At 72.5% G+C, this 20827-nt stretch carries 19 protein-coding genes; 8 read left to right on the forward strand and 11 right to left on the reverse strand.

Annotated features, from left to right (window positions below; translation table 11 throughout):
• Positions 1-247: 247 nt before the first annotated feature.
• The 5 genes from AC067U_RS32860 to serB form a co-directional block, all read right to left on the reverse strand.
• A complete protein-coding gene (locus AC067U_RS32860; protein ID WP_478833469.1) occupies positions 248-1063 on the reverse strand; it encodes a tryptophan 2,3-dioxygenase family protein in 816 nt (271 codons plus the stop codon).
• Entirely contained in the window at positions 1056-2003 is a 948-nt protein-coding gene (locus tag AC067U_RS32865; RefSeq protein WP_478833470.1) for a diiron oxygenase, read from the reverse strand. The genes AC067U_RS32860 and AC067U_RS32865 overlap by 8 nt, the downstream gene beginning before the upstream one ends.
• Positions 2000-3340 (reverse strand): aminotransferase class I/II-fold pyridoxal phosphate-dependent enzyme, encoded by a 1341-nt coding sequence (locus AC067U_RS32870; protein ID WP_478833471.1) that lies wholly within the window; start codon positions 3338-3340, stop codon positions 2000-2002. The genes AC067U_RS32865 and AC067U_RS32870 overlap by 4 nt, the downstream gene beginning before the upstream one ends.
• Positions 3340-4149 (reverse strand): SDR family NAD(P)-dependent oxidoreductase, encoded by an 810-nt coding sequence (locus tag AC067U_RS32875; protein ID WP_478833472.1) that lies wholly within the window; start codon positions 4147-4149, stop codon positions 3340-3342. The genes AC067U_RS32870 and AC067U_RS32875 overlap by 1 nt, the downstream gene beginning before the upstream one ends.
• 300 nt (positions 4150-4449) lie before the next feature.
• The gene (serB, locus tag AC067U_RS32880) at positions 4450-5649 is read right to left on the reverse strand and encodes a phosphoserine phosphatase SerB (RefSeq protein ID WP_478833473.1); all 1200 of its coding nucleotides are present in this window, start codon (positions 5647-5649) and stop codon (positions 4450-4452) included.
• 1478 nt (positions 5650-7127) lie between these two features.
• On the opposite strand from serB, the gene AC067U_RS32885 reads away from it, so the two are divergent.
• Positions 7128-9704 carry an ABC transporter ATP-binding protein/permease gene (locus AC067U_RS32885; protein WP_478833474.1) on the forward strand — a complete coding sequence of 859 codons (2577 nt, stop codon included), beginning with the start codon at positions 7128-7130 and terminating at the stop codon, positions 9702-9704.
• A 177-nt stretch (positions 9705-9881) separates the two neighbouring features.
• Here the strand turns inward: AC067U_RS32885 and AC067U_RS32890 are convergent, their stop codons facing one another.
• The 3 genes from AC067U_RS32890 to AC067U_RS32900 all read right to left on the reverse strand — a co-directional run bounded on the left by AC067U_RS32890 (position 9882) and on the right by AC067U_RS32900 (position 12783).
• Entirely contained in the window at positions 9882-10562 is a 681-nt protein-coding gene (locus AC067U_RS32890; protein WP_478833475.1) for a transglycosylase SLT domain-containing protein, read from the reverse strand.
• Between the two features lie 308 nt (positions 10563-10870).
• Positions 10871-11983 carry an S-adenosylmethionine:tRNA ribosyltransferase-isomerase gene (locus AC067U_RS32895; RefSeq protein WP_478833499.1) on the reverse strand — a complete coding sequence of 371 codons (1113 nt, stop codon included), beginning with the start codon at positions 11981-11983 and terminating at the stop codon, positions 10871-10873.
• 35 nt (positions 11984-12018) lie between these two features.
• Positions 12019-12783, reverse strand: a complete 765-nt coding sequence (locus AC067U_RS32900; RefSeq protein ID WP_478833476.1) for an SDR family oxidoreductase — start codon at positions 12781-12783, stop codon at positions 12019-12021.
• Between the two features lie 181 nt (positions 12784-12964).
• On the opposite strand from AC067U_RS32900, the gene AC067U_RS32905 reads away from it, so the two are divergent.
• The 3 genes from AC067U_RS32905 (at position 12965) to AC067U_RS32915 (ending at position 15189) form a co-directional block, all read left to right on the forward strand.
• Positions 12965-14116, forward strand: coding sequence for a GAF domain-containing sensor histidine kinase (locus AC067U_RS32905; protein ID WP_478833477.1), 1152 nt, complete (start codon positions 12965-12967; stop codon positions 14114-14116).
• Positions 14117-14177: 61 nt separating this feature from the next.
• A complete protein-coding gene (locus AC067U_RS32910; RefSeq protein ID WP_478833500.1) occupies positions 14178-14828 on the forward strand; it encodes a response regulator in 651 nt (216 codons plus the stop codon).
• 115 nt (positions 14829-14943) lie between these two features.
• Entirely contained in the window at positions 14944-15189 is a 246-nt protein-coding gene (locus tag AC067U_RS32915) for a chaplin (RefSeq protein ID WP_393578979.1), read from the forward strand.
• A gap of 173 nt (positions 15190-15362) precedes the next feature.
• Here AC067U_RS32915 and AC067U_RS32920 read toward each other — a convergent pair whose 3' ends face one another.
• Positions 15363-16151: a hypothetical protein gene (locus AC067U_RS32920; protein WP_478833478.1), complete on the reverse strand. Its 789-nt coding sequence runs from the start codon at positions 16149-16151 to the stop codon at positions 15363-15365.
• Positions 16152-16249: 98 nt separating this feature from the next.
• Between AC067U_RS32920 and AC067U_RS32925 the strand changes: the two genes are divergently transcribed.
• From AC067U_RS32925 to AC067U_RS32940, 4 genes are all read left to right on the forward strand, one after another.
• Positions 16250-17044, forward strand: coding sequence for an ABC transporter ATP-binding protein (locus AC067U_RS32925; protein WP_478833479.1), 795 nt, complete (start codon positions 16250-16252; stop codon positions 17042-17044).
• 118 nt (positions 17045-17162) lie between these two features.
• Positions 17163-17591, forward strand: a complete 429-nt coding sequence (locus AC067U_RS32930; RefSeq protein ID WP_478833480.1) for an NfeD family protein — start codon at positions 17163-17165, stop codon at positions 17589-17591.
• A gap of 29 nt (positions 17592-17620) precedes the next feature.
• Positions 17621-18571, forward strand: a complete 951-nt coding sequence (locus AC067U_RS32935) for an SPFH domain-containing protein (RefSeq protein WP_478833481.1) — start codon at positions 17621-17623, stop codon at positions 18569-18571.
• Positions 18572-18661: 90 nt separating this feature from the next.
• Positions 18662-19438: a sulfite exporter TauE/SafE family protein gene (locus AC067U_RS32940; protein WP_478833501.1), complete on the forward strand. Its 777-nt coding sequence runs from the start codon at positions 18662-18664 to the stop codon at positions 19436-19438.
• Between the two features lie 106 nt (positions 19439-19544).
• Here the strand turns inward: AC067U_RS32940 and AC067U_RS32945 are convergent, their stop codons facing one another.
• Entirely contained in the window at positions 19545-20048 is a 504-nt protein-coding gene (locus AC067U_RS32945) for an HNH endonuclease (protein WP_478833482.1), read from the reverse strand.
• A 147-nt stretch (positions 20049-20195) separates the two neighbouring features.
• On the reverse strand, positions 20196-20732 hold the full coding sequence (locus AC067U_RS32950; protein ID WP_478833483.1) for a YbhB/YbcL family Raf kinase inhibitor-like protein: 537 nt from the start codon (positions 20730-20732) through the stop codon (positions 20196-20198).
• Positions 20733-20827 lie beyond the last annotated feature (95 nt).

Raw genomic sequence — 20827 nt, forward strand, 5'->3', positions numbered from 1 at the left:
TCCGGTCAGGCGGCCCCTCCGGTCAGGCTGGCCCACGGCCCTGGCGGACCTGCCGGCCAGGTGTCCGTTCGGTGGCGTGGCGGACGCAGCGGTCCCGGCAGGCCGGGCGGACGCAGTGGTCCCGGGCGGCCGGGCGGACCGAGCGGCTCACCGGCCGCCGGGCTCACCGGCCGCCGGGCCCACCGGCCGGGCGGCCGGTGGCCGGGTCGGCCCCGTGGTTCCGGCTGCCGGGCGCCGAGCCCATCGCTCAGCGTGCCGCCAAGGGAGGCCCACCCACGGTCCGCGCCTCCCACAGCTCCGGGTAGAACCGTCGGTGCACCGCCGCCCGCAGGTGGGCCACCCCGCTGCTGCCGCCCGTCCCGGGAGCCCCACCGATCTGCCGCTCCACGAGCAGCGCGTGGCAGGCCCGCCACTCCGTCCAGACCTCGTCGAGGTCGACCAGCGCCTCCACCAGCTCCGACAGTTCGGCGTGGTCCGCCGGACCGCCCTCGTCCGGCAGGAGCGCGAGCCGCTCGAACGCCGTCCGCCGCTCCGCCCGCGTCTCCACCGGGAACCCCGCCTTGTCCAGCAGTGCCACGAACGCCTCCCACACGGTGGGCTCCGCCAGCCGCCCGCGCAGCCGTTCCCGTTCCCCGTGGCCCAGCCCGGCCAGCGCCCGGGCGCCGTGTTCCCCGCGCACCCAGTCGGCACCGCACAGCGCCGCGATCTCAAGGTACTGGGCGGACTGCGCGCCGCTGCTGCGGCCGAGCACCCCGCGGAAGGCGTGGAACTCCCGAGGAGGCATGCCGCGCAGCGGATGCATCCCGTCGATCAGCACCCGGGTGATCCCCGCGCACCGTACGAACCGGGCCCGGGCCGTTCGCGGATCGCCCCGCAGGATGCGGTCGCGGGCGTCGGCCAGCTCCGCCAGCAACTGGCCGAACCACAGCTCCTGCACCTGGTGCACGGTGATGAACAGCCGTTCGTCGTGCACCCCGTCGGCCAGCGGCGCCTGCAGCGCCAGCAGCTGGGGCAGCCGCAGGTACTCGGCGTAGGTGACCGATCCCGCTCGGGTGTCAGACATCGGTGTCCTCCGGTGCGCGCAGGCCGTACGAGGCGAACGCGTCCGCCACGCCCGGCAGGTCGAACGCGCCGACCTGGGCGCAGAGCCGCAGGGTGGAGCGGGAGACGGTCTGGATCCGGCCGACCCCCGCGTCCCCGCCGTAGCTGTCCGCGATCACGGCCTCCGTGCGCTCCTCGTCCAGGCCTGCCAGCCGCAGCGACACCCGCACCGGCTCCACGTCCCAGTCCAGCGCCGCGCGGATCATCGCGGGCAGTGCCCGGGCCGCGAGGACGCGACGGCGCCCGTCGAGCCTGGCCCACAGCTCCAGGAAGAAGGCGGAGAAGAACCGGTGGTGGCGGCCCTCGTCCTTGGCGTGGTCGCGCATCAGCTCGCGGACCGTGCTCACCACGTTCGGGTCCTGCGGGACCTCGTTGAGCACCGCCGTGATCAGCGTCTCGAACACCACCGCCTGCAACTGCCCGGCGAGGACCGGGTCCTCGGGCAGCAGCCGCCGGCCGCTCTCCTGCAGCGCCGTGACGAAGCCGCCGTAGTCGACCTCGGGCACGGCGATGCCGGTGACGGCGGCTATCTGGTCGGCCAGGTCGAGGCTGTAGAGGGCGTGGTAGCCCTCGTCGCAGTACACCTTGAAGGCGTCCATCCGCAGGGCGGTGGGGAAGTGCAGGCCGGTGGTGCCGTTGGCGACCGGCTCGGCGGCCCCGTTGACCACCCGGGTCTCCAGATGGGTGGTCGAGTGCAGGAACTGGTAGAGGTGGCGTACGCAGACCTCGCGGACCCGCTCCGGGGCCAGCGCCTTCACCTCGGGGTGGGACAGGTGCGGGACCAGGGCCTCGGGGAAGAACACCCGGCCCTGTTCGGCCTCGGCGTGGAAGATCCGCCGTACTCCGCCGCGTACCCCCGCGGTCTCGTACCAGCGGTCGAGGGGACCCGGTGCGGTGCTCATGCGCGGTCTCCGTTCGGTGCGGCGGTGCTCGGCGTGACGGTGTTCGGCGCGGCGGTGTTCGGTGCGGACAGGAGGACGGGGGCGGTGCGTACGGGGCGGGGTGCGGCCGGGGTGCCCAGGTGTGCGGCGATCCGGCGGACCGCTTCGGCGATCAGCGGCGCCTCGACGGCGTGGCACAGCCGGAACCAGCCCGGTTCCGGCGAGCGGAACGCCCCGCCCGGCAGGATGCTGACCCGCGCCGTCCCGAACAGCTCGCGCCACAGTCGCTGTTCGGCCTCGAAGCCGGCGCCGGGAAGCCACCGGCGCAGGTCCAGCCAGACCGAGAAGCCGGCGTCGGCCGGGGCGTACGGGATCCCGTACGCGTCGAGCAGGCCGCACAGGTGCCGGTACGAGCCGGCCAGCCGCTGTCGGCCCGCCTCCAGGAAGGCCCCGACCCACTGGGGGTCGGACAGCAGCCCCGCGAGGGTCTCCTGGGTGGCGGTGGAGACGGGCGCGAAGTAGGCCATGGCGCGTGCCGCCGCCAGGACGCCGGGGCTGCGGGTGTGCAGGACCCCGGCCTTCAGGCCGGGCAGTCCGAAGTCCTTCGCGAAGCCCCAGACCACATGGGTGCGGTGCGCCCAGTGCGGGTTGACGGCCGGGTCCGCGGCGCTGGTGAAGCCGGGTCCGCCGAACACCGAGTGGGCGTAGATCTCGTCGGAGACCAGGTCCACGTCGTGTTCCCGGACCACGCGCAGCAGCTCGGCGAGGACCTCGGGCGGGTGGGCCTCGCCGACCGGGTTGGAGGGGGAGGAGAGCGCGACCGCGCGGACCGTGGTGCCCGCCGCCCGGGCCTCCTTCAGCGCCCGGTCGACGGCACCGGCGGTCAGCCGGAACCCGTCGGCGGGGGAGAGCGGTGCGGGCAGCACCCGGGCACCGGAGCGGCCGCCGAGGTCGGTGTCGAAGGCCCCGTAGTAGGGGGCGGGCACCACGATCGCCTCGCCCGGATCGCACAGGACGGAGGCGATGGCGTCCAAGGCCCCGGTCGCCCCGCTGATCACGACCAGCTCGTCCGGGTCCAGGGGCGTACGGAAGCTGCCGGAGAGCAGCGCGGCGACGCGTCCGCGGAGGACTGCGGAGCCGTGCAGCGGGGCGTAGCGGGCGGTCGCCTCGGTCATCGGGGGCAGGGCGGCCAGCCGGTCCCGGAGCAGGTCCCAGAGCAGGCGGTTCTCCGCGGTGCCCAGGTTGAGGTAGCCGTCCGGGTTCCGGCGGGCGTCGTACGGGTCGGCCTCCGCGCGGAAGTGGGCGTCGGCGATGGCGGGGGTGTCGGCGAGCAGCCGGGCGGCCTGGCGGGACACCATCAGGACCTCCCGCTGACGGTGCCGGCGGCGGTGAGCAGGCCGGGGTTGACCCCGAGGCCCATGGAGGCGTCGATGACGGCGCCGTGCAGCGGAGCGGAATGCTCGCCGGCCAGCCACCACACCTGCTCCGCGATCTCCTCGGAGCGGATCATGCGGCTGCCGGGCAGCCGGGCGGTGAGGGCCTCGCGCTCCTGGTCGGAGAGCCGGTCCAGGGTGCTGGCCTGGAACATCGTGGTCTCCACGGCACCCGGGCAGAGGGCGAAGACCTGCACCGGGGTGTGGGCCAGTTCGGCGGCGAGGTGCCGGGTCAGATAGGTGAGGGCGGCCTTGCTCATCCCGTCGGCGGGGTGGAAGCCGGGGAACTGGAAGATCCCGCCGCCCACACTGGAGATGTTGATGATCTTGCCGAAGCCGCGTTCCAGCATGCCGGGGAGGAGCTGCTCGGTGAGCCAGAGCGGGCCGACGGCGTTGATCTGGAAGAACGCGGAGGCCGTGGTGTGCCGGGGGCCGTCGGCGTACTGCTCGATGGTCTTGGAACCGACGGCGGCGTTGTTCACCAGGACGTCGACCGGCCCGGGTAACTCCTTCAGGAGCCGCTCGTGGTCGGCCCAGTCCCCCTGGTCGAAGGGGAAGGCCTCGACCTTGGCGCGTCCGGTGAGGGCGAGCTCCTCCACCAGTGCCTCGGCCCGGTCCCGGCCGTTCCGGTAGGTGAACCAGACCGTCCAGTCGTCTTGTTGGGCGAATTTCTGCACGCAGGCCCGCCCGATTCCCCCCGAACCCCCGGTGACGAGCATGGTTCGAGTCATCATTCCGCCCCCTGAACGATCAAGAAGGATCGTTGACCTCTACCGCGGTCGCGGCAGCGCGATCACAGTATTTCTCGCGAGGGGCGAGGGAATAGGGCGACTTTGGCCACCACTTGTCCGAATTATCTCTTGTGCTCAGGCGGCTTCGTAGGGGTTTGAAACCGCCCGACGCGGCCCCCCGGGGGGAGCCGAACCGGCCGGGCGAGTGGCCGGAACCGAGGAGCGCCCGACCGGAAGTCCCGGTCGGGCGCTGCGGTAAAAACCAACCACCCGGTGTTGTAATCCCTGGTGGGTGAAGGGGCCCTACGCCAGATCGGCGGCTTCGACTTCCTCGCGGGTGATCCCCAGCAGGTACAGCACGGCGTCGAGGAAGGGCACGTTCACGGCGGTGTGCGCGGCCTCCCGCACCACCGGCTTCGCGTTGAAGGCCACACCCAGTCCGGCGGCGTTCAGCATGTCCAGGTCGTTGGCCCCGTCGCCGATCGCCACCGTCTGCGCCAGCGGCACGCCGGCCTCCTTGGCGAACCGGCGCAGCAGCCGGGCCTTCCCCGCCCGGTCGACGATGTCGCCCGTGACCCGGCCGGTCAGCTTGCCGTCCACGATCTCCAGCGTGTTCGCCGAGGCGAAGTCCAGCCCGAGCCGCTCCTGCAGGTCGTCCGTCACCTGCGTGAACCCGCCGGACACCACACCCACCTGGTAGCCGAGCCGCTTCAGCGTCCGCACCAGGGTGCGGGCACCGGGCGTCAGCCGGACCTCGGAGCGCACCTTGTCCACCACGGACGCGTCCAGACCCTCCAGCAGGGCCACCCGGGCGTGCAGCGACTGCTCGAAGTCCAGCTCGCCGCGCATCGCGCGGGCCGTCACCTCGGCCACCTGCTCCTCGCATCCGGCGTGCGCCGCGAACAGCTCGATGACCTCGTCCTGGATCAGCGTCGAATCCACGTCCATCACCACCAGGCGCTGCGCCCGCCGGTGCAGACCGGCCGACACCACGGCCACGTCCACCCCGATCTGGGCGGCCTCGGTGGCCAGCGCGGTCCGCAGCGGCTCGGTCTCGGCGCCCGAGACGGCGAACTCCACGGCCGTCACCGGATACTTCGCGAGCCGGAAGATACGGTCGATGTTGCCGCCGGTCGAGGTGATCCGGGCGGCGATGGCGGCCGTCGACTCGGCGGTGAGCGGGTGGCCGAGCACCGTCACCAGGGAGCGCCCGCTGCCGCGCGGCCGGTTGTCACCGGTGCCCGAGATGATCTCGGCCTGCAGTTTCAGGGACTCGGCCCAGCTGTGCACGGTCGCCCGCAGCTCGCCCTCGGAGCCGGCGGCCGGCTTGGTGACGAGGGCGCACAGCACGATGCGGCCACGGGTGACCACCTGCTCGATGTCGATCACGTCGACCGAGTAGGCGGCAAGGGTGTCGAACAGCCCGGCGGTGATCCCGGGACGGTCCTTGCCGAAGATCTTGACGAGGAGGGTGGGGACGTCGAAGGTCTGCGAAGCGCTCATGGTCCGCTCACCGTATCCCGTCCGCCCGCGGAGTGGTCACCCCGTCTCACTCCTCGTCGCCCGAGCGGTGGCCTCACCGGCCCGGCCCCGCCGACCACTCCGCTGCGGCTTCCCCCGGACTCCGTCCGGGGGCCGCCTTCGCCCGTGGAACGCCTGCCCACACCGGGGCGGGGTGGGGCTGCGGCGCAGCCGCACTCGTCAGGGGCGCGGGGAACTGCGCGACCGGCCCCACCGGCCGACAGGCCCGGTACGACGGGGTCGCCCGGACCGGGGGTGGGGTCTGGGGCCGAGGCCACCGTTTCGGGGAGGGCCGGGGTGGCGGAATCGCCCCGCAGGGCCCGTCAGCCCGCCGCCGCCGACTACGGCGGTGGTGGCGGCGGTGGCGGTGGCGGTGGCGGTGGTGGTGGCGGTGGCGGTGGCGGCGGAGCGAACGCCGGCCGCCGTACCGGCCATGGCCGAGCCGTGACCGTCACCGTCCCGGGAACCGTCAGGTTCCGGAACAGGCGGAGGCTTCGGAGCCCGGCTCCGGTGACGGCCCGGAGTCCGGCTGCGGTGACCGCCCGGACCTCGGCTCCGGTGACGGCCCGGAGTCCGGCGTCGGTGACGGCCCGGAGCCCGGCTGCGGTGATCGCCCGGACCGCGGCTTCGGCAGCGGCCCGAGCGCGGCTCCGGCGATGGCCCGGAGCCCGGCTGCGGCGAAGGCCCCCGCCGTGAGCGCAGCCGTCGTCCAGCGGGCAAGCGCCCCCGCGCCCGGAAGCAGCCCCCGAGGTCGACCTCGCCGTGCCCGGGCGCCCCCGCCTTCCCGGGCACACGGGGCAGACCTGTCGGCGCGGGCGCCGGCAGCGCCGGTCCCTCCAGGGCACCGCGTCGAGCCCGTCAACCCAGGGCCGCCCACCGACGCGGTGAACACCACCGCCACCGCCATCGCCCCCGCCCGCGCGGCGAGTCCACCGGTCCGGCCGGTACGTACCGACCGCGAGAACAGCCCCGCCGGCACCAGCGCGCCCACCGGCGAGCCGCCCAAGGGGGTGACGTCCAGGGGCACTTCGGCGGTTGCACCCGAGCTCCCGGGCGCTGGCACCGAGACCCGCGCGCCAAGGCAGTGCCGAACTGCCCGTCGCGGGCACCACCACGGCCGCGGTCCGCGCGAGCGGCGAACCGCCCGCCGCGTCCGCACCCATCAGCCGCAGTCCCGGCCCGGCGGTCACCGCCGTCGCCACGACCGACCACCGACCAGCCCACCGGGGCCACCGACGACAGCGCGACTCCGCCCAGGCGGATCCGGCCCGTCAACCACCCCCGGCTGCCGTGGCGGTGCGAGAAGTCCCCTATCGCACTTTCCGGGCGTCTTTCGACGGCGTCAACAAGGCCCGGATTCCACTTGTGCTCGCGGGCCTGGAATAGTTCCCCCGGATGTTCGCGATCCCTAGACTCCCTGACGCAGGGGGATTTCTCGGGGGACAACAAGTGGGGCTGGAGTGCCGGAACTCGTACTGGAATTGAACGGAAGGACCTGGACCCTCGACGCGTCCAGGTCGTACACACTGGGGCGCGACCCCCAGGGTGACGTGGTGATCGACGACGCCCGCGTCTCGTGGCGGCACGCCACCATCACCTGGAACGGCCGGGGTTGGGGGATCGAGGACCACGGCAGCACCAACGGCACGTACGTGCGGGGGACCAGGGTCCAGCAGACCGAGATCACGCCGGGAACGCCGGTGCACCTCGGAAACGCCAACGACGGCCCCCGGCTGAACTTCAGCGCTGCCGCTCCGGCCGCGCACGCGGCCGCGGCCCCGCAGCAGCACCAAGCCGCGCACCAGGCCGCCTGGCCCGGCGCCCAGCAGCAGGCCCAGCAGGCCCAGCAGGCCCCGCAGGCCCACGAGGCGTACGCCCAACAGGCGCAGCAGCAGGGGCACCAGCACCAGCAGCAGGCGCACCAGCAGCCGCAGGCCTACCACCAGCCGCACGTGCCCCAGCAGCAGGGCCACCGCCCCGCCGCCCAGGGCCCGGCCGTCGGCGGCGCCCAGGGCATCGGCGGCTACGCGGACCGCAGCCCGACGACCTTCCACCAGATCGCCGTCGGCCGCGTCATGCGGATCGGTCGTGCCCTGGACAACGAGCTGGTCGTCTCCGACCTCCAGGTCTCGCGCCACCACGCGGAGTTCCGCGCCACCGGCGGCCGCTTCGAGATCCACGACCTCGGCAGCCACAACGGCACGTACGTCAACGGCCAGGCCCTGCCCAAGTCCGGCAGCGCCCAGCTCGGCCCGAACGACATCGTCGGCGTCGGCCACTCCACGTTCCGGATCGTCGGCGACCGCCTCGAGGAGTTCGTCGACACCGGTGACGTCTCCTTCTCGGCCCGCCACCTCACCGTCACCGTCGACGGCGGCAAGCAGATCCTCAAGGACGTCACCTTCGGCGTCCCGGAGAAGTCGCTGATCGGCGTCATCGGCCCCTCCGGCTCCGGCAAGTCGACGCTGCTCAAGGCGCTCACCGGCTACCGCCCCGCCGACCAGGGCGACGTCCTGTACGACAACCGCAACCTGTACAAGCAGTTCGCGGAGCTCCGTCAGCGCATCGGCCTGGTCCCGCAGGACGACATCCTGCACAAGGAGCTGAAGGTCGCGACGGCCCTCAAGTACGCGGCCAAGCTCCGCTTCCCCGGCGACACCGCCGAGTCCGAGCGGGCCGCCCGCATCGACGAGGTGCTGCGCGAGCTCAAGCTCGACATCCACAAGGACAAGAAGATCACCGCGCTCTCCGGCGGCCAGCGCAAGCGCGTGTCCGTCGCCCTTGAGCTGCTCACCAAGCCGTCGCTGATCTTCCTGGACGAGCCGACCTCCGGCCTCGACCCGGGCATGGACCGCGACGTCATGCAGCTGCTCCGCGGTCTGGCGGACGACGGCCGCACCGTCCTGGTGGTCACCCACTCCGTCGCCGAGCTGTCGCTGTGCGACAAGCTGCTGGTGATGGCCCCGGGCGGCTCGGTCGCGTACTTCGGCCCGCCGGACGAGGCGCTGAACTTCTTCGGCTACCAGACCTGGGCGGACGTGTTCTCGGCCTTCGAGAACTACCGCGACTACGACTGGGCCGGCCGCTGGAAGGGCTCGCAGCACTACCAGCTGTACGCCGCCGACCTGGACGCGCAGGCCCCGCAGTCGGTGACCATGCCCTCCCCGCAGCAGCTGAACCCGAAGAAGGCCCAGGGCTGGGGCGACCAGCTGTGGACCCTGATGCGCCGCTACGCCTCGGTGATCGCGTCCGACAAGGGCTTCATGGGCCTGATGCTGATCCTGCCCGCTGTGCTGGGCGTGGTCTCCATCGTGATCCCGGCCGACTTCGGCCTGGCCCCGCCGAAGCCGCCGTCCCGCTTCAACGGCGACGCCGGCACGATCATGCTGATCCTCGTGATCGGCATGTGCTTCTCCGGTGCCGCCAACTCGGTCCGTGAGCTGATCAAGGAACGGGTCATCTACGAACGCGAGCGCGCCACCGGCCTCTCCCGGTCGGCGTACCTCATGTCGAAGGTGATCGTCCTCGGCCTCATCACGGCCATCCAGGGCGTGATCATCTGCGGCATCGGCTTCGCCCCGCGCGAGCTGCCCGCGGAGGGCCTGTTCATGAACCCGGCCGTAGAGCTCTGCCTGTCGGTGATCGTCCTCGGCTTCACCTCGATGATGTTCGGCCTGGTGATCTCCTCGCTGGTGAAGACCGCCGAGAAGACCATGCCGCTGCTGGTCATGTTCGCGATCGTCCAGGTCGTGTTCACCGGCATCCTCTTCCAGGTGTACGACTCCCCGGGCCTGGAGCAGTTCGCCTGGCTGATGCCGTCCCGCTGGGCCGTCGCCGCGGCCGGCACCACCCTGGACCTGGCCCACCTCATGCCGCCGTGGGACAAGCAGGACCCCACCAACCTCGACCCGCTGTGGGAGGCCACGGCCGGCCAGTGGACGCTGGACATCATCGTCCTGCTGCTCATGGGCGTCGCCTGCGGCTTCGCGGTCGCGCGCCTGCTGCGCCGCCACGAGCCCGAGGTCATGCGCAAGTAAGCCCACGAGGGCAGGTACGAAGGGCACGCGGAGCGTGCACGAACGCCGCAGGGCGGCACCCGGTCTCCGGGTGCCGCCCTGCGGCGCATGGGGGTGTGCGCGGCCGGGTGGCCGGGGTGCTGCGTCAGCAGCCGGCGGCGCTGCTCAGACGCCGCTCGGACGCCGTTCCAGTGCCGGTCAGTAGGCGCTGTTGACGTTGTCCATCGAGCCGTAGCGGTCGGCGGCGTAGTTGCAGGCGGCGACGATGTTGGCGACCGGGTCGTACTGGTCGAACTTGGTGCCCTTGACGTGGTACGCCTTGAAGGTGGGGGCGATGACCTGCAGCAGACCCTTGCTGGGGATGCCGTTCTGGGCGTTGATGTCCCAGTTGTTGATCGCGCGGGGGTTACCGGAGGACTCCCGCATGATGTTGCGGTGGATGCCCTGGTAGGTGCCCGGGATGCCTTCCTTCTTCATGATCCAGAGGGCTTCCTTGATCCAGCCGTCCAGGTTGTTCGCGAAGAGCGGCTTGCGGACGGCGGCGCGGCTGGCGGCCTCCTTGGCGGCGCGGGCCTTCGCGGCGGCCTCGGCCTTGGCCTTCGCGGCCGCCTTCGCCTTGGCGTCGGCCTCGGCCTCGGCCTTGGCCTTCACGGCGAAGGCCTTCTGGGCGACGGCCTGGTCGGCCAGGCTCTTGGTGTGGGCGGCGGCCACGACCTGCTCCATGGCGACCGGGGCCGCGGAGACGGCCTGGGCCTCCTCGACCCCACCGGGGACGAGGGAGAAACCGAGGGCGGCGGCGCTGAGCGTGGCGACGCCGGCGATCGACATCTTGTGGGCCTTGGTCAGACGCTTGAGACCGGCATAGCTGGACGCAGACATGGAGCACACCTTTACGAAGAGCGGGGGGCCGCAGGAAAGCGCCACGCGGATCCGGGATCCAGTGGCGCTGTGCGACGGCAGCCATTCTTAGCGGCGGCAAAATCCTGTGGCAAAGGTGTGACGTACGAAGGGAGATAGTGGATCACGGGCGTCCGCAGGGTCCGTAATTTCGCCGTAAGTGTGGCTCTGAGCGGCATCGACGGCGCTCTTACGTATCCACTACGGACGTTCGTAAGTGATGTGGGTCCTATGCGCGGGCTCACATCGACCACGTAACAGTCTCACCGTAAGTTGCAACAGCAATGCAATCAGTGACCGTCCTCCTCCTGGAGTAGCAGGTGGAGGTCTCCGAACTCGTGCCAGAGGCAGAGACGGGCCACCGCCTCGGCGTACCCGCGCTCCACCGCGGCCCGCCCGGCGACCGCCTCCAGCATCAGCAGGTGCGAGGCCTCCGGCTCGTGCAGCCCGGTCAGCAGCCCGTCCACGACCCGCACCCCCCGCTCCGGAGTCACCACCAGGTCCGTCCAGCCCCGGGCCGCCCGGACCACCCCTTCGCGGTCGGCCGCCGACTCCAGTGCCCGCACCGCCGTGGTCCCCACCGCCAGCACCCGGCCCCCTCCGCTCCGGGCCGCGTTCACCAGCCGGGCCGTGGCCTCCGGCACCTCGAACCGTTCCGGGTACGGCGGCTCGTGCGCCTCCGCCGACGCCACCCCCGTGTGCAGGACCAGCGGGGCGAACTGCACGCCCCGGCTCACCAGGTGCGCCACCAGCTCCGCGGTGAAGGGCCGAGCGGCGCTCGGCATCTCCGCGGAGCCCGCCCCGTCCGCGGCCGGCCGTGCGAACACCGTCTGGTACGCCGACAGCGGCTGGTCCCGCTCCGTGTAGGCGTACCGGATCGGCCGCCCGTGCCGCCGCATCACCCTCTGGACCCCGTCGCGCCCCTGCCGTACCCCCCGCGCCCCTGACGGCCGCGCCCACCACAGCCGGTCCGCCCCCGCTGCGAGCGGCTCCTCCAGCACCAGCCGCAGCCCGTCCGGAAGCTCGACCACCGTTCCCGCGGGTCCACCGGGCCGCGGCCGGGTCGTGCCGGAACCGTCGCGGTCCCGCAGCTCCACCGCCCACCGGCCGTCGTCGCCGCACGTCGAGAAGTGGACGACGATCCCCTCCGGGCCGCCCGCACTCCCCGCGCCGGCCACTCGCCCGTCCACCGCGGCCGGCAGGGTGGCCGAGGTGTTCACCACCAGGACGTCCCCGGCCCGCAGCAGCTCCGGCAGCTCGCGGAACCCGTGCAGCGACACCTCCGTCCCCCTGGACACCAGCAGCCGTACGTCGTCCCGGCCGAGCCCGGGCCCGCGTTGCTCGGCCGGAACCCGCGCCGAAAGCCCCGGAGGAATGTCCGTTATATAGGGAGAGCGGACTATATGAGCGGACCGCTCTATATAAGGAGTGCGCCCTCTCACTTCGAGCCCCCCGCAGCCCCGGCCGACGCGGCCCCGTCCGCGACCGCCTCCGCGGCCCCATCCGCGACCGCCTCCGCGAGCCCCTCCGCCGTGTACCGCCCGCTCGGCAGCCGCTCCTCCACCAGCCGCAGCAGCGCCGGCACCACCTCCTCGGGTGCCGGCAGCCCCGCGAGGTCCTCATCCGGCTCCGCCGCCGCCATCATCCGCGTCGCCATCGACCCCGGATCCGCCCACCACACCCGCAGCCCCGGTTCCTCCTCGGCCAGTGCCCCCGACAGCAGGTCCACCCCCGCCTTGGTCGCCCCGTACGCCCCCCACGTCGCGTACGCCACGACCGCCGCGTCCGAGCTGAGGTTCAGCACCGCCCCCCGGACCGAGGCCCGGAGCAGCGGCAGGGCCTCCTGGACCAGACCCAGCGGCGCCACCAGGTTCACCTCCAGCGCGTGCCGGAACCCCTCCAGCGGGTGCTCCGCCAACGGCACCAGCGGCTCCGCCCCCAGCACCGCCGCGTTGTTCACCAACAGGTCCAGCCCGCCCAGCTCCCGCGCCGCCGCCACCAGCTCCGCCCGGTACGCCGCCGAGGACACGTCCCCGGCCACCGCCACCACCCCGCCGCCGCCCCCGTCCGGCCGGTCCCCGAGCCCCGCGAGGGCCGCCGCGTCCCGCGCCCCCGCCACCACGTCCCAGCCGCGCCCCGCCAGCTCCCGGGCCAGCGCCCGCCCCAGCCCCCGCGAAGCCCCCGTCACGATCGCCACCGCCATGGCCGCTCCCGCCTTCCTTGCGTTCCTCCGGTCGATGCCCTCACCGTAGGAACGCGGCCGCTGCCGGCACCTCGGCCGACGGGACCGGCCCGGCCCGGCCTTTGGTCCTGGTCCCGACACCGGCAGGACCTAGTCCTCGCGCCCGATCCCGCAGGTCAGCGGCCGCCGGTACGGTGATCACATGCACAAGGGACCGGAACGCACCGGCCTGGCCGCCGTCAGCACCGCGCTGCTCGCCATGAGCCGCCACCTGGAGGTCCGCGACGTCCTCCAGACCATCGTCGTGTCGGCCCGCGAACTCCTCGGCGCCGAGTACGCGGCCCTCGGCGTCCCCGACGACCACGGCGGCTTCGCCCAGTTCGTCGTCGACGGCGTCAGCGACGAGCAGTGGCGCCGCATCGGCCCCCTGCCCCGCCAGCACGGCATCCTCGCCTCGATGCTCCACTCGCCCGGTGTCGAGCGGCTGGCCGACGTACGGCAGGACCCGCGCTTCGAGGGCTGGCCCTCCGCACACCCCGACATGGCCGACTTCCTCGGCCTGCCCATCCGCGACGGCGACGAGATCCTCGGCGCGCTCTTCCTCGCCAACAAGCTCTGCCCCCGCCCCGGCGGCGGCTGCGGCTTCACCGAGGAGGACGAGACGGTCCTCGGCATCCTCGCCCAGCACGCCGCCATCGCCCTCACCAACGCCCGCCTCTACGAGCGCAGCCGCGAGCTCACCATCGCCGAGGAGCGCTCCCGGCTGGCCCACGAGCTGCACGACGCGGTCGCCCAGAAGCTGTTCTCCCTCCGGCTCACCGCCCAGGCCGCCACCACCCTGGTCGACCGCGACCCGGCCCGCGCCAAGGAGGAACTCCACCAGGTCACCGTGCTCGCCGCCGAAGCGGCCGACGAGCTCCGCGCCGCCGTGGTCGAGCTCCGCCCCGCCGCCCTCGACGAGGACGGCCTCGTCGCCACCCTCCGCAACCAGGTACGGGTCCTCGACCGCGCGCACCGCGCCAAGGTCGCCTTCGGCAGCGAGGGCGTGAAGGCCCTGCCGCGCGCCCAGGAGGAAGCCCTCCTCCGGGTCGCCCAGGAAGCCCTGCACAACGCCCTGCGGCACGCGGACGCCGACCAGGTGTCCGTCACCCTCACCCGGCACTGCACCGGCCGCGTCGTCCTCCGGGTGAGCGACGACGGCACCGGATTCGACCCCCAGGCGGTCCGCCGCGCCGGCCGCCACCTCGGGCTGGTCTCCATGCGCGACCGCGCGAGCCGGGCCGGCGGCCGCCTCACCGTCCACTCCGAGCCCGGCGCGGGCACCACGATCGAGATGGAGGTCCCCGGTGTCTGACGACCGGAGCGGCGAGGACGACCGGACCGGCCAGGACGACCGGACCGGCCAGGACGACCGGATCGGAGAGGACGACCGGATCCGGGTCCTGCTGGTCGACGACCACCAGGTGGTACGGCGCGGCCTGCGCACCTTCCTGGAGATCCAGGAGGACATCGACGTGGTCGGCGAGGCGGCGGACGGACAGGCCGGCATCGACCGCGCCGAGGAACTCCGCCCGGACGTGATCCTGATGGACATCAAAATGCCCGGCCTGGACGGCGTCGACGCCCTGCGCCGGCTGCGCGAGCTGGAGAACCCGGCCCGCGTCCTGATCGTCACCAGCTTCACCGAGCAGCGCACCGTGGTCCCCGCGCTCCGGGCCGGCGCCGCCGGATACGTCTACAAGGACATCGACCCCGACGCCCTGGCCGCCGCGATCCGCTCGGTCCACGCCGGCCACGTGCTGCTCCAGCCGGAGGTCGCGCTCGCCCTGCTGTCCGAGGAGGGCCAGCCGCCCGCCCCGACCCGCGGCTCCACCCTCACCGACCGCGAACGCGAGGTCCTCGCCCTGATCGCGGACGGCCGCTCCAACCGGGAGATCGCCCGCGCCCTGGTGCTCTCGGAGAAGACGGTCAAGACCCACGTGTCGAACATCCTGATGAAGCTCGACCTGGCGGACCGCACCCAGGCCGCCCTCTGGGCCGTCCGCACCGGTAACGCCGCGGACTGAGATTCATACCGTCGGGTGTATGTCGCCCACATGGCGTATCCCGGCGGGGGCTCCGGCGTTCTCCATGGCATGTCGCGGCGGACGGCCGCGGCGAACGCTCATGGAGGCTGTGAAAGTGAAGAACCTGAAGAAGGCCGCTGCCGTCACCGCGATCGCCGGCGGTCTGGTCGCCGCCGCCGCCGGTGTCTCCGCGGCCCACGGTGGCGCGCAGGCCGACGGCCAGGCCGTCGGTTCGCCCGGTGTCGCCTCCGGCAACCTGGTGCAGCTCCCCGTGCACGTGCCGGTGAACGTGGTCGGCAACTCCGTCAGCGTGATCGGCCTGCTCAACGGCGCCTGGGGCAACACGGCCGTCAACGACTGACGCCCTCCCCGGCAGCCCGCCGCTCCCCGCGCGCGGCCGGCCGTCCGGCTCCGGCCCCGCCTCCCAGCTGCTCTCCCCGGGAGGCGGGGCCGGCCCGTCCCCTCCCTCCCGCGGCCCTCGCACTGCTCCGCAGGCTTCGGACCGCTGGGCCGGGCTCCGTCCGGCCGGGTCCCTCAGCCGCGCCCGCGCTCCCGGTCCTCCACGTAAGCGTTGTACGCCGCCACCTGCGCCCGCCTGGCCACCCGTTCCACCGGCCGCAGCGCGAACGCCCGCGCCTCCATCTCCGAGGCCGACACCGCCCCGCCGTGGCCGCGCTCGTACGCCATCCCCACCAGCAGCCCGATCCGCTGCGCCAGCTCCAGCACCCGGACCGCCCGCGGCGGGTACCCCGGAGCCAGCACCTCACGGCCCGCCTCGGCCCTCGCCCGGTACGCGTCCAGCGCCGCCTCAGCCACCGGACCCGAGGCCGCCACGTCCAGCCGGGTCAGCGTCACCGTCGCCTCCCGCAGCGCCTCCGCCAGCTCCCGCTCCGCCTCGCCCAGCGAGGGCACGTCCGCCGGCGGCGCCTCCCGCACCGGCAGGCACTCCCACAGCACCGACACGTGCAGGTCACCCACGGGCCCCGCCTCGGACACGGCCGGCACCAGACCGAACGCGGCCCCGGTGCACACCACCGCCTCCTCCGCCTCCAGCGCCTTCGCGTTGAACTCCGGCGGACCGCTCAGCCCCAGCGGATGCCCGGGAGCCGGCAACGCCACCCGCAGCCCGGTCACCCCCATCGCCCGCAGCCGCCCCAGCGCCAGCGTCAGACCCACCGGCGCAGGCTCACCCGGCAGCCCCGACACCCGGTGCACCGAGTCCTCGCCCACGACCGACAGAGCCGCCTCATCGGGCGAGACCAGACCGGCCAGCAGTGCGTTCCCCCAGGCGGCCAGCCGCCCTGAACGTGGTTCGATCAGCATCCCCCCACCTTACGGACCTCACGAGTGGCGTAGGTTTTCCCTGGGGCTGCGCCCACCGGCGCGGTGAGACCAAGACTGCAAGGGGAGACAACAACCTCATGAGCGACGTTCTGGAGCTGGTGGACGTATCCGTGGTCCGCGAGGGCCGGGCTCTGGTGGACCAGATCTCCTGGTCGGTCAAGGAGGGGGAGCGCTGGGTGATCCTCGGGCCGAACGGCGCCGGGAAGACCACCCTGCTCAACGTCGCCTCCAGCTACCTCTACCCCACCAAGGGCACCAGCACCATCCTCGGCTCCACCCTCGGCAAGGTGGACGTCTTCGAGCTGCGCCCGCGCATCGGCATGGCCGGCATCGCCATGGCCGACAAGCTCCCCAAGCGCCAGACCGTCCTGCAGACCGTCCTCACCGCCGCCTACGGCATGACGGCCACCTGGCACGAGGAGTACGAGGAGGTCGACGAGCAGCGCGCCCGCGCCTTCCTCGACCGCCTCGGCATGACCCCCTACCTCGACCGCAAGTTCGGCACCCTCTCCGAGGGCGAGCGCAAGCGCACCCTGATCGCCCGCGCCCTGATGACCGACCCCGAGCTGCTGCTCCTCGACGAGCCCGCGGCCGGCCTCGACCTCGGCGGCCGCGAGGACCTCGTACGCCGCCTCGGCCGGCTCGCCCGCGACCCGCTGGCCCCCTCCATGATCATGGTCACGCACCACGTCGAGGAGATCGCGCCCGGCTTCACCCACGTCCTCATGATCCGCCAGGGCAAGGTCGTCGCCGCCGGCCCCATCGACCTGGAGCTGACCTCCCGCAACCTCTCGCTGTGCTTCGGGCTCCCGCTGGTCGTCGAGCGCAACGAGCACGACCGCTGGACCGCCCAGGGCCTGCCGCTGCGCTGACGCGGACCACCCCACACGGTCGCCGACACGTCAGAAACCCTCCCGGGCACGCCAGTTCACCCCGCCCGGGACCTTCGTACCCTGTCCCGACCGCGCCCGCCCGACCTACCATGACCATGTGGACATCGACGCATGGGTGTGGTGGCTCATCGGCGCGGTCGGACTCGGCATCCCGCTGGTCCTCACCGCCATGCCGGAATTCGGCATGTTCGCGGTCGGCGCCGTCGCCGCCGCGGTCACGGCCGCCCTCGGCGGCGGCCTCGTCGCGCAGGTCCTCGTCTTCGTGATCGTGTCGGTCGCGCTCCTCGCCGTCGTCCGCCCGATCGCCAACCGGCACCGCGACCAACGCCCCCAGCACCGCAGTGGAATCGACGCCCTGAAGGGCAGGACCGCAGTCGTCCTGGAACGGGTCGACGGCACCGGCGGCCGCATCAAACTCGCCGGTGAGGTCTGGTCCGCCCGCAGCCTCGACGCGGGGTTCAGTTTCGAACCGGGCCAACAGGTCGACGTGGTCGAGATCGACGGCGCCACCGCCGTCGTCATGTAACAGACAGCCAGAAGGGCACGGGGAACCGCATGCAACCGATCATCATCGTCCTGGTCATTCTGGTGGTGCTGGTCTTCATCGCACTGGTCAAGACGATCCAGGTGATCCCGCAGGCCAGCGCCGCCATCGTCGAGCGGTTCGGCCGCTACACCCGCACCCTCAACGCGGGCCTCAACATCGTCGTCCCGTTCATCGACTCGATCCGCAACCGGATCGACCTCCGTGAACAGGTCGTCCCGTTCCCGCCGCAGCCGGTCATCACCCAGGACAACCTGGTCGTCAACATCGACACCGTCATCTACTACCAGGTGACCGACGCCCGCGCCGCGACCTACGAAGTCGCCAGCTACATCCAGGCGATCGAACAGCTCACCGTCACCACCCTCCGCAACATCATCGGCGGCATGGACCTGGAGCGGACCCTCACCTCCCGCGAGGAGATCAACGCCGCCCTGCGCGGAGTCCTCGACGAGGCCACCGGCAAGTGGGGCATCCGCGTCAACCGCGTCGAACTGAAGGCCATCGACCCGCCGACCTCCATCCAGGACTCCATGGAGAAGCAGATGCGCGCCGACCGCGACAAGCGCGCCTCCATCCTCCAGGCCGAGGGCGTCCGCCAGTCCGAGATCCTCAAGGCCGAGGGCGAGAAGCAGTCCGCCATCCTCCGCGCCGAGGGCGAGGCCAAGGCCGCCGCCCTGCGCGCCGAGGGCGAGGCCCAGGCCGTCCGTACGGTCTTCGAGGCGATCCACGCCGGCGACCCGGACCAGAAGCTGCTCTCCTACCAGTACCTCCAGATGCTCCCGAAGATCGCCGAAGGCGATGCCAACAAGCTCTGGATCGTGCCCAGCGAGATCGGCGACGCGCTCAAGGGCCTCTCCGGCGCCCTCGGCAACTTCGGCCCCACGGGCGGCGGTTCGGCACCCCTCCCGAAGCAGGCCGGCGACCCCGCCGCCCGCCGCGAACAGCCCCCCATCGACTGACCGCACACCGCACTCCGGGATGATCAGTGAGGCCCCTCGACCTCCATGGCGGGGAGGCGACTCACTGATCCGAAGGAGATGGCCTTGTCCATCCACGACTCCCTGTGGGAATCACTCGCGGTCTTCGCCGCCGGCATCGGCGCCGGCACGATCAACACCATCGTCGGCTCCGGCACCCTCATCACCTTCCCGGTCCTGCTCGCCACCGGGCTCCCGCCGGTCACCGCGAACGTCTCCAACACCCTGGGCCTGGTCCCCGGATCCATCAGCGGAGCCATCGGCTACCGCAAGGAACTCCAGGGCCAGGGCCGGCGCGTCCGCCGCCTGGCCGGCACCTGCCTCATCGGCGGACTGACCGGCGCGATCCTGCTGACCACCCTCCCCAGCGAGTCCTTCGCCACCATCGTCCCGGTCCTCATCGGACTCGCCCTGATCCTGGTCGTCTTCCAGCCCAGGCTCGCCAAGGCCCTGCGCGAACGCCAGGAGCACACCGGCGCGGGCAAAGGCGACCCCGACGGAGGCCCCGCCCTCCACTCCGGCATGCTGCTCGCCAGCGCGTACGGCGGCTACTTCGGCGCCGCCCAGGGCGTCCTCTACCTCGGCCTGATGGGCCTGCTCCTCCACGACGACCTGCAGCGGATCAACGCCGTCAAGAACGTCCTCGCCGCCCTCGTCAACGGCATCGCCGCCGTCTTCTTCCTCTTCGTCGCCGAGTTCGACTGGACCGCCGTCCTGCTCATCGCCGTCGGCTCCACCCTCGGCGGCCAACTCGGCGCCAGGATCGGCCGCCGCCTGCCGCCGACCGCGCTCCGCGCCGTCATCGTCGTGGTCGGCCTCGTGGCGATCGTCCAGCTCCTGCTCCGCTGACCCCGGGCCCCTGCCCCCTGCCCACCGCCGTACGGCCACCACACCCGCCGACGTACGACGGTGGGCCCGCCCCGCCGAAGCGGAACGGGCCCATGACGAACGGCGATCAGGCGGACCGGGGGAGCCACTCCGGCAGTGCGTCCCGGCCGCTCAGCCCCAGCGCCGCGACCAACGCGTCCGCCGGAGTCGGCACGAACGGTTTGCGCAGCAGCGGCATCCCCGCCTCGTCCGGCGTCCGGGCCGCCTTCCGGTGGTTGTCCTCCGCGCAGGACGCCACCGTGTTCAGCCAGGTGTCCCCGCCTCCCTGGGCCTTCGGCACCACGTGGTCCACCGTGGTCGCCCTCCTCCCGCAGTAGGCGCACCGGTGCTGGTCCCGGACCAGCACTCCCCTCCGCGACCACGGAGCATGTCTTCGGAAGGGCACCCGGACGTACCTGCACAGCCTGATCACCCGCGGCACCGGAAGATCCACCGCGGCCGCACGCACACGGAGTTCGGGATGCGACTGCTCGACGACGGCCTTGTCCTGCAGCACCAGAACGACGGCTCGGTTCAGCGTCACCGTCGACAGCGGCTCGAAGCTCGCGTTCAGCACCAGCGTTTCCCGCATCTCGCCCACCTCCCGTGTGCAGGCCCGCACCGTTCGGCAGCAAGGCCCGGCACCACTCTGGACGCGCGCGCCACGCGGGACAACGCATTAAAAATGCCCGGCCCCGGCCATCTTTAGACCAGGACCGGGCAAACACCCGGCGAACGATCAGCCCGCCGCGGGAGCCTCGTACTCACCCACGAGCTGGGCGCGCCCGAGCGTGTGGAAGCGCAGATGGAATCCGACGGCCGCCGGAGACGCGTCGGCGCCCGGCCCCAGCTTCTCCTGGTCCACCGCGTAGACGGTGAACACGTACCGGTGCCGCTCGCCGGCCGGCGGAGCCGCCCCGCCGAAGTCCCTTGAGCCGTAGTCGTTCCGCGCGTGCACCGCGCCCGGCGGCAAGCCCCCGAACTTCCCGCTCCCCGCCCCGGCCGGCAGCTCGGTCACCGACACCGGGATGTCGAACAGCACCCAGTGCCAGAACCCGCTGCCGGTCGGCGCGTCCGGGTCGAAGCACGTCACGGCGAAGCTCTTGGTCCCCTCCGGAAACCCCACCCACCGCAAGTGCGGAGACACGTCTCCGCCCGCCTTCACCTGCGCGTCGCCGAGATCGGCGCCCGGCGCCAGATCGGTGCTGGCCACGCTGAACTCATGCACCTCGGGGTGGAAATCGTGCGGCAGCGGCGGCCTTTTGAGCTCGGACACGAGGGAAACCTCCTGGTGTGTTCGGAAACCTTCCGAAAGGAGCCTAGGGCCTTACAAGATCGTTCACTTGTATCCGATACAAAGATCGAATTCCA

The sequence above is a fragment of the Streptomyces sp. NPDC043853 genome (assembly GCF_056436025.1).

Coding starts and splice junctions, on each gene's coding strand:
- AC067U_RS32875 (WP_478833472.1), bottom strand. CDS start 4,149: ATGATGACTCGAACCATGCTCGTCACCGGGGGTTCGGGGGGAATCGGG.
- AC067U_RS32900 (WP_478833476.1), bottom strand. CDS start 12,783: ATGGCGGTGGCGATCGTGACGGGGGCTTCGCGGGGGCTGGGGCGGGCG.
- AC067U_RS32905 (WP_478833477.1), top strand. CDS start 12,965: ATGCACAAGGGACCGGAACGCACCGGCCTGGCCGCCGTCAGCACCGCG.
- AC067U_RS32920 (WP_478833478.1), bottom strand. CDS start 16,151: ATGCTGATCGAACCACGTTCAGGGCGGCTGGCCGCCTGGGGGAACGCA.
- AC067U_RS32865 (WP_478833470.1), bottom strand. CDS start 2,003: ATGAGCACCGCACCGGGTCCCCTCGACCGCTGGTACGAGACCGCGGGG.
- AC067U_RS32945 (WP_478833482.1), bottom strand. CDS start 20,048: ATGCGGGAAACGCTGGTGCTGAACGCGAGCTTCGAGCCGCTGTCGACG.
- AC067U_RS32935 (WP_478833481.1), top strand. CDS start 17,621: ATGCAACCGATCATCATCGTCCTGGTCATTCTGGTGGTGCTGGTCTTC.
- AC067U_RS32925 (WP_478833479.1), top strand. CDS start 16,250: ATGAGCGACGTTCTGGAGCTGGTGGACGTATCCGTGGTCCGCGAGGGC.
- serB (WP_478833473.1), bottom strand. CDS start 5,649: ATGAGCGCTTCGCAGACCTTCGACGTCCCCACCCTCCTCGTCAAGATC.
- AC067U_RS32860 (WP_478833469.1), bottom strand. CDS start 1,063: ATGTCTGACACCCGAGCGGGATCGGTCACCTACGCCGAGTACCTGCGG.
- AC067U_RS32870 (WP_478833471.1), bottom strand. CDS start 3,340: ATGGTGTCCCGCCAGGCCGCCCGGCTGCTCGCCGACACCCCCGCCATC.
- AC067U_RS32890 (WP_478833475.1), bottom strand. CDS start 10,562: ATGTCTGCGTCCAGCTATGCCGGTCTCAAGCGTCTGACCAAGGCCCAC.